Below are 2,875 nucleotides of genomic sequence, written 5' to 3' on the forward strand. Positions count from 1 at the left end.
CGTCTGCTAGAATCCCCGCCCGTTCCCTCAAGCAGGGTTCCTGCGCCGGTGCATTCCCGTTGCCGCACGCCCTCATACTTAACAATTCGAGCCCAATCAAATGCCTACGCCCACCGCTTCGCTCAAGGCCTTCGTCGCCACCGCCACCAAGGCCGCGCGCCTTGCCGCGCGTGAAATCATCCGCGCCTCGGAGAACCGGGACACGCTCGAGGTCACGGACAAAGCCGTGAACGACTTCGTCACCTCCGCGGACAAGGCCGCCGAAGCCGCCGTCATCCGCGAACTGCAGGAGGCCTATCCGCGCCATGCGATCCTCTCCGAAGAGGCCGGCCGCGTGGGCGACCCCAAGAGCGACTACCTCTGGATCATCGACCCGATCGACGGCACGACGAACTTCATGCACGGGCTGCCGCAGTTCTGCGTCTCGATCGCCCTCACCTACCGGGGCGAGCCGATCGCGGCCGTGATCTACGACGTCGCGAAGAACGAGCTCTTCTCGGCCGCCAAGGGCCAGGGCGCGATGCTCGACAACCGCCGCATCCGCGTCTCGGACAACGACGAAATGAGGAAGGCCCTCATCGGTACGGGCTTCCCCTTCCGTCCTGGCTGCGACATCGAGGGCTACCTCAAGGGCTTCAAGCGCGTCTGCGAGCGCACGGCGGGCATCCGCCGTCCGGGCTCCGCGGCGCTCGACCTCGCCTGGGTCGCCTGCGGCCGCTACGACGGCTTCTGGGAATTCCACCTCAAGCCCTGGGACATCTGCGCGGGCGGTCTGATCGTCCTCGAAGCGGGCGGCCTCATCACCGACCTCGAGGGCGGTGAGAAGTGGCTCGAAACCGGCAACGTCTGCGCCGGCTCGCCCAAGATCTTCGCGCAGCTCCTCCCGCTCGTGGGCGAAGTGAAGGCCGAGCCCAAGGCCGAAGAGGCTCCCGCCGCTCAGAAGACCGAGGAGTCCGAGAAGTCCGCGCCGAAGGCTCCGAAGAAGGCCCGCCGCACGCTCTCGACCAAGAAGGCCGAGTAATCCGCCCGCCCGGGCGGGCGCCCTCCGCGGCGCCTCCCTTCCGGGGAGAAGCGCCCGCAGCAGAGAGCCGCCTCCGGGCGGCTCTCGCGCATCAAGACCACCCGCACCGCCGCGCGCCCGCCGCTGCGGCACACCAGAACACCGCCATGGATGACATCTCGGCCGCCCGTCCCGACTACAGCAACCCGGAGCTCTTCACGCCTTCGATGCGTCAGTTCGCCGAGGTGAAGAACCGCTATCCGCAGACGCTCGTGCTCTTCCGCATGGGCGACTTCTACGAAACGTTCTTCGACGACGCGGTGCGCGCCAATCGCCTGATCGGCATCACGCTCACGAAGCGCGGGAAGCTCTCGGACGGCACGCCCATCCCGATGGCGGGCGTTCCCTTCGTGTCGCTCGACACCTACATCTCGAAGCTCGTGAAGTTGGGCGAATCCGTCGTGATCGTCGAGCAGATGAGCCCTCCGGGCAAGGGCATGATCGAGCGGCGCATCTCGCGGATTGTGACGCCGGGCACGCTCACCGACTCGGCGCTCCTCCCGGAGAAGTCCGACGCCGTGCTCCTCGCGGTGGACTTCCCGAAGAAGAAGGGCCCCTGCGGGTTCGTGTGGCTTACGCTCTCAAACGGCGACTTCCGCGCCGAGTCCGTGCCGCCCGAATCCTTTGAGAGCGCGCTCGCGCGCATCCGTCCCTCCGAAGTGCTCGTGAGCGAATCAGAGCGCGCCGCGCTCCGGGAAAAGCACCCCGAGCTCGTCGTCTCCTCGCTTCCCGACTGGCACTTCGACCCCAAGCGCGGCGCCTCGGCGCTCCAGAGCCACTTCGGGCTCGCCACGCTCGACGCCTGGGGCGTCGCGGACCTCCCGCGGATCCTCGCCGCGGCGAACGCGCTCCTCGACTACACGACCGAGACGCAGGTGGACCTGATGCCCTTCATCGAGCCCCTCAAGCTCGTTGAGGAAAGCGAATTCATCGTGCTCGACGCGGCGAGCCGCCGCAACCTCGAGATCGACCAGTCGCTCTCGTCCACGGGCGACGGCCCGACGCTCTTCTCGGTGCTCGACCACTGCACGAGCTCGATGGGAAGCCGCGAACTGCGCCGCTGGCTCAATGCGCCGCTGCGCAGCCGCGCCGCGGCCGAAGAGCGCCACGAAGCGGCGGCGCTTCTCAAGGACGATCCGGACTTTCTCGAGTCGCTGCGCCGGGAGCTCGACGCGCTCCCCGACGTCGAGCGCATTTCGAGCCGCATCGCGCTCGGCACGGTCCGCCCGCGCGAACTCGCGTCGCTGCGCGACGCCCTGCCGCGGCTCGACAACGTCGCGCGCGTGCTGGGCGGCCTTGAACCGGCCTTCATGAAGCGCGCCGCGGCGGCGCTCGTCACGCCCGACTGCGTGAAGACGCTCCTCAATGCGGCGCTCCTTCCCGAACCCGCGCAGACGCTGCGCGACGGCGACGTGATCGCCTCGAGCTGGAACGCGGAGTTGGCCGACCTGCGGCACTTCCGCGACGACACCGCCCGCATCCTCATGGAGATGGAGGGACGCGAGCGGGCGGCGACCGGCATCCCGACGCTGCGCGTGCAGTTCAACAAGATCTCGGGCTTCTACATCGAGGTGGCGAAGTCCGTCGCCGACCAGGTGCCCGCGCACTACCAGCGCCGGCAGACGCTGAAGAACACCGAGCGCTTCATCACGCCGGAACTCAAGGACGTCGAGGACCGTGTGCTCTCCGCGCGCGAGCGCTCGCAGGCGCTCGAGAAGCACCTCTACGAGGAGGTGGTGGCAAAGGCCGCGGAACACGCGGCCGAACTTCTCGCCGCAGCGCGCGCCTGCGCGGCCGTGGACGCCGCCGCCGCGC

2 protein-coding genes are annotated in these 2,875 nt (G+C 68.6%); both read left to right on the forward strand.

Translation table 11 applies throughout. The features are described 5' to 3' along the window. Positions 1-100: 100 nt before the first annotated feature. Positions 101-1,021 carry an inositol monophosphatase family protein gene (locus ACT6Y9_RS10040; protein ID WP_295478295.1) on the forward strand — a complete coding sequence of 307 codons (921 nt, stop codon included), beginning with the start codon at positions 101-103 and terminating at the stop codon, positions 1,019-1,021. 146 nt (positions 1,022-1,167) lie between these two features. Further along, positions 1,168-2,875 (forward strand): DNA mismatch repair protein MutS (gene mutS / locus ACT6Y9_RS10045; RefSeq protein WP_443744428.1); only part of this gene is annotated, 1,708 nt, incomplete at its 3' end.

Origin of the sequence: Sutterella sp. (genome assembly GCF_052272535.1) — a bacterium.
Taxonomy (GTDB): Bacteria; Pseudomonadota; Gammaproteobacteria; order Burkholderiales; family Burkholderiaceae_F; genus Sutterella.

Coding starts and splice junctions, on each gene's coding strand:
- ACT6Y9_RS10040 (WP_295478295.1), top strand. CDS start 101: ATGCCTACGCCCACCGCTTCGCTCAAGGCCTTCGTCGCCACCGCCACC.